The following is a 4,755-nucleotide window of genomic DNA, read 5'->3' as shown; positions in this document are numbered from 1 at the left end:
GGGAGGGGGTGGCGCCGCGTTGGACGTCACTGCGACTGGCGCGGACACGCTGCCGGGGTCTGGGAGTTCGAGGAGGCCCTCACGCAGCATGGCGAGGGCATGAGACTCCTTGCGGCCACGCGGTTCGCCGAGGGCGTCGGGGGGCAGCACGCAGGCGACATGGAGCATGGGAGCCGCGGAGCAGAGGGCGGTCGCCGTGCGCAGGCTGCGCGGGTCGGAAGGGGAGACGCGGAGTTGGAGCGCGGGAGCGCGGCCCTCGGGGATGAGGCAGAGGAGGGCGTGGAGGATGCGGAGGGGATCGCGAGCGATGGCCTCGCGAACCTCGGCCGAGAGTTCGCCGGGCGTGGCAGGCGAAGGGGCAACGAGGAGCTGTCGGCACAGGGCCCAGGTGACGGGCTCTGCGTGGGGAGGTTCCAGTCGCTCGAAGAGGACGTGGCGCTCGTGAGGCGTCTTGCCCTCGAAGTGCAGCTCGCGAGGGGAGAAGGCGCGTTGGGAGAGGACGACATAGCTCTCCGCGTCACGAGAGAGATTGCGCTCGGTGGCGAGGGCGGAGGCCCAGGTGGAGACGGTGGTGCGAAGGTCCTCGCTGCCCGAGGAGGTGGCTTTCAATCCGCTGCGGTGAAGCCATTCATCCCAGAGGAGGAGGGCGCGGTCTTGAGGACCGACGAGGACGCTCAGCGTGGGGATACCCTCCGCGCGCCGCCGGGCATGCCGGTCCAGCGAGTCCAGGAGCGCGGTGTCCGCCGGTGACAGCAAGGCCATTCCCCCACGGGTCTCCTGAGATGGACCCGTCACGCTGGGATGGAAGCCTGCTCCCGCACAGACACCGCTGGCAAGCCAGGAGGGGCCGAGCTCCATCCAATGGCGCACAACCTGCGTGGACGGGTCGGCCACGACTCCCTTATGGGCAGCGACGAGGCCTACTCCCATGAAACAGGCATTGATTCGTGGGCTGTGCCGCGTGCGGGAGGCGCTTGTCAGTCGATGTCTTCGTCGATCAGGTCGGTCTCGCGCTCGTCGAATTCGGCGACGGGGGCAGTTTTCATCTCCTGGCTTTGGGCGTCGACTCCCTCTCTCGTTCGAACCCAGCGATAAATAGCGCTCGGATATGGTATTTGTTTGGGATTGGGGTAGAGGATGAGGTAGCCCGGAAGCGCCGTCACTTGCCACTGTTCCGGCAACGCCCGAATCGCGAAATCAATAGCCTCTTGGGCGGTTGGCATGGCCTGAGTAACGTGTACTCGCGCGTTGTATGCCTGTGTGGCTGGGGCCTTTTTCTCGAAGCGAAGATTGTAGGGAAGGTTGGATTTTAGCTGGGAGAGGTACTTGCCAAGCGTCGTGTCCCCTAGATCGAGCCCCTGCACTCTAAATGCCAGATTGATTGGATATTGCGCGTCAAAATGGTTCGCGGCGACTTCGCTCGTATCGCGATTCTTGCCTGGGTCCTTGTTCCCAAAGCCGTTCGTATTCCAAGGAACCCCATTGGCCGTTGCTTCGCCTGTCTGTCGATACTTCTTGATCAGAAGTCGTTCAGGGGCGGCGGCGTCGAGATCCTCGTCTACATAGAGGCAGACGAAGCTAATCTCTTCGAGGGTAATATTCTTTCGACCGCTTAGTTTTCTTCGGTGATTCAGAAGCCGGGTCGGGAGTGATTGTTGTGCCTTCCCGACGTAGACTCGTCGATCATTGTGAAACAGTAGATACACGCCGGGGCGCGACTCAAGGCTGTTGATATTCTCTTGGGTGAGCGGCGCTTTTCGTAATGGGCCATCGTTGATGTCCAGCTTTTCGGCGAGCTGATCGGCGAGTGCCTTGGTAATGCTGAGCTTGAAGTCCGTGGCGAAGAACGTGGGCTTTGATGAGGACACGCGGAAATTCTAGCACCCTCGGTTTCGAAATTCTCTGATTCCGCGGATTGAGTGCCTTGGCCGGATTGATGAGCGAGCCAAGGCATCCTATTGGTGCCGTAAGAATGAACCGCCGAGTCTCCAATCGCATCCGGACTCGCCTTACCGACAACTTCGCTTGTTCCTGTACCGAACGTCGAGTTCAGCTCGCTTTGTTACTGTGCTGGCGCAGAGGGTTGTTCGTCCGTTGGAGAGGGCTCTTTGCCCTCCGAGGACTTGAGCTTGGACGCGACGCTGCGTGCCACCACCGCCGCCAGGCCCACCGGGACCGCGTTCCCGAGTTGCCGCATGACCTCGGACCACGCGCCTTCAAACCGCCAGGAGTCCGGAAACGTCTGGACCCGTGCAGCTTCTCGGACGGTCAGGTAGCGCACGGAGCCATCCTCGAAGGAGATCATGTTCTCTCCGCCAGGCACGCCGTGGACACCCGCCTTGAGGGTCTTGGACGGCATGTCGAGCGGGCTTCCCGTGTGACCTGGGTAGACCTTGGCGCCCGGCATGAGCTTGTGGTTCGTGAAGCCCTTCGCGTCTCGGTCCACGCGAGGCTCGGGCATGTCCGCGATGGCGTCGCGAATCGTCACCCAGGGCTTCGTTGGGATGGGCTGCCCGTTCTCCAAGTCGCGCATCCGCACGCCGCTGAGGGCGAAGGCCTTGCTCGAAGCCGGCTGCCGGACACCATGGCGCTTCCAGTACTCACCCGTGACGTGCTTGTCCCAGATGAGTGCGTCCTCGCTGTGGGTCGGCTCCGGGAAATGCCACTCCAGCCCCGTGTCCGCGCGGAAGCCCACGATGAAGACGCGCTCCCGCTGTTGCGGCACTCCGTAATTGGCGGAGTTCAAGAGCTGGGCGACGACGTTGTATCTGACACCTTGAAACCGTCCTCGCGTGTGGACGTCCTCGAGCCGAGTCCGATGCTCGGGCCACTCCTCGGTCCGCTTCTTCGTGATGGTCGGGTACGTCAGGTGCAGCTTGATGTACTCGAAGTAGTTCTGAAAGCTCGCCCGGAGGAGCCCCTTCACGTTCTCCAGAATGAACGCGCGCGGCTGGAGCTCCCGCACGGCGCGCACGAACTCGGGGAACATGTTCCGCGCGTCATCCTGGGCGCGATGCTTCCCCCCCAGGCTGAAGGGCTGGCAAGGCGCCCCGCCAGCCACGAGGTCCACATCTCCATTCCCGAACATGTCGAAGGAGAGAAGCCGAATGTCGGTGTGGTGGATTCTCCAGTGCTGGATGCCGGGAACGGAGTTCGCACTCGCGTTGTTGCGCAGGGTGTCGCAGGCGTCCTCGTCCCACTCGACGAGGCCGCGGTGGCGGAATCCGGCTTGGTGCGTGCCCAGGGCCAGTCCACCCGCGCCGGTGAACAGCTCGATGGAGTTCATGGGGGGCGTATCCATGTCGATCCCGGCCTCGAAGTGCAAGAGGGTTTTGGTCGGACCGTGAGCGCCGTGGCGCTCGCCACCCCGTGCCTCAGGGGGACGGAATCGGACCGGGTTTCCGAGGCGTGTCCAGAAACTCGCGGATGATTTCCCGCAGGGCGCCCTCGTCGCGCAACTGGCACTCCCAGACAACGAGGGCCGACCACCCCAGATTCCGAAGCTCCTCGAGTTTGCGAATATCGCGCGCGCGGTTCCCATCCAGCTTGGGCATCCAAAAATCGAGCCGGGATTTTGGCAGGCGGGCGAGAGGACAGCCCGGCTCCGGGTGCCGGTGCCAGAAGCACCCGTGAACGAAGAGGGCCTTCTTCTTTCCGGGGAAGGCGAGATCGGGGCGCCCTGGAACTTTCTTGTACTGGAGGCGATACCGGTAGCCCATGCCCGAGACCAGTCGGCGGACGCGCAGCTCCGGTTTCGTGTCCCGGTCGCGCACGCGGGACATTCGTTCGCTTCGCTCCTTGGGACTGAGCGTGTCCATGCGCGAATCGAGTCGGGCCGGAGACTTCCCTGCTACCGCGGGTCCGGGTCCCCCTGAGGCAGCTCCAGCACATCCGGCATCTCCGCGAGCATGTTGGCGTTCGGGTAGAGCGTGAGCTGTCCCGCCTGTCGCTCCAGGAGTCCCTCAATCCCTCCCGGCGTCACCTCGAACGGCGTCCCATGCGTCTGGAAGGCGAACGCCTCCCACAACCTGGCGACATGCTCCCGCCAGGAGCGAGGCAGTGCCTGGAACGTCTTGCGCGCCTGCTCCGCCAGCGGTGACGTGTCCCCACCCTCCTCGTTCCCGAACACGCGCCGCCGGAAGATGTCCCGCTCCCGGCTCCGCTCCTCCGGTGTGGCCCTCGCCAGCGCCCTCATTCCCGCCGACAGGTCCTTCCACAATTCCAACGTCGCCGAGGACGGAATCGTCGTGATGAAGCTGTTCACCATCACATGCATCGCCCCGAACGACTCCACGTGGTGCCACCAGAAGGGCGGAATCAACAGCGCCTCCCCGGGCTCGACGACCGCGACACACGCATGCTCCAACGCCGTGCGGAACCTCGGATGCCGCTCCAAATCCATGTTCAACAACTGCACGCTCGTCGTGGGCGCGCCTCCCGCCAGCACGTCGAACGGCGCGTGGTACAGGTTCGCCAACTGCTCCGGCGGGAACATCGTCACCCGCTTGGTTCCCTCGAACATGCAGATGAAGTTGATGCAGTCGTCGTAGTGCAGGTTCACCACCTGCCCATCCGAGCCAATCCAGAACTTGCTCTCCACGCCACGCGGCTCGGTGAACCGCAGGAAGTCGAAGCGCAGCTTCTCCCGGACGTGCGACTGCTCCAGCATCCCGTTCTGCATGTAGACGTACTCGCCCGTCTCCACCGCCGCCTTCAGTCGACCCGCGAAGTCCGCGAACGTGCCCTCCTCCGGCA

General features: G+C 63.7%; 4 protein-coding genes and 1 pseudogene. All 5 read right to left on the bottom strand.

Features of this window, described 5'->3' with window-relative positions; translation table 11 throughout:
* Positions 1–762, bottom strand: a pseudogene (locus HR086_RS44820) (restriction endonuclease); the annotation flags it as partial.
* Between the two features lie 215 nt (positions 763–977).
* On the bottom strand, positions 978–1,868 hold the full coding sequence (locus HR086_RS44815; protein WP_174462796.1) for a GIY-YIG nuclease family protein: 891 nt from the start codon (positions 1,866–1,868) through the stop codon (positions 978–980).
* A 194-nt stretch (positions 1,869–2,062) separates the two neighbouring features.
* On the bottom strand, positions 2,063–3,301 hold the full coding sequence (locus HR086_RS44810; RefSeq protein ID WP_254614575.1) for a DNA cytosine methyltransferase: 1,239 nt from the start codon (positions 3,299–3,301) through the stop codon (positions 2,063–2,065).
* Between the two features lie 73 nt (positions 3,302–3,374).
* The gene (locus HR086_RS44805; RefSeq protein ID WP_174462795.1) at positions 3,375–3,818 is read right to left on the bottom strand and encodes a very short patch repair endonuclease; all 444 of its coding nucleotides are present in this window, start codon (positions 3,816–3,818) and stop codon (positions 3,375–3,377) included.
* A gap of 32 nt (positions 3,819–3,850) precedes the next feature.
* On the bottom strand, positions 3,851–4,755 hold a 905-nt coding region (locus HR086_RS44800; RefSeq protein WP_174468711.1), incomplete at its 5' end, for a cupin-like domain-containing protein.

The organism is Myxococcus sp. CA039A (genome assembly GCF_013336645.1).
GTDB classification, from domain to species: Bacteria; Myxococcota; Myxococcia; order Myxococcales; family Myxococcaceae; genus Myxococcus; species Myxococcus llanfairpwllgwyngyllgogerychwyrndrobwllllantysiliogogogochensis.
The sequence above is the reverse complement of the archived record's forward strand: the minus strand, read 5'-3'. Positions and strand labels throughout refer to the sequence as shown.

Bases quoted from the DNA above. Each gene is read 5' to 3' on its own strand.
- HR086_RS44810 (WP_254614575.1), bottom strand. From the start codon at position 3,301: ATGGATACGCCCCCCATGAACTCCATCGAGCTGTTCACCGGCGCGGGT.
- HR086_RS44805 (WP_174462795.1), bottom strand. From the start codon at position 3,818: ATGGACACGCTCAGTCCCAAGGAGCGAAGCGAACGAATGTCCCGCGTG.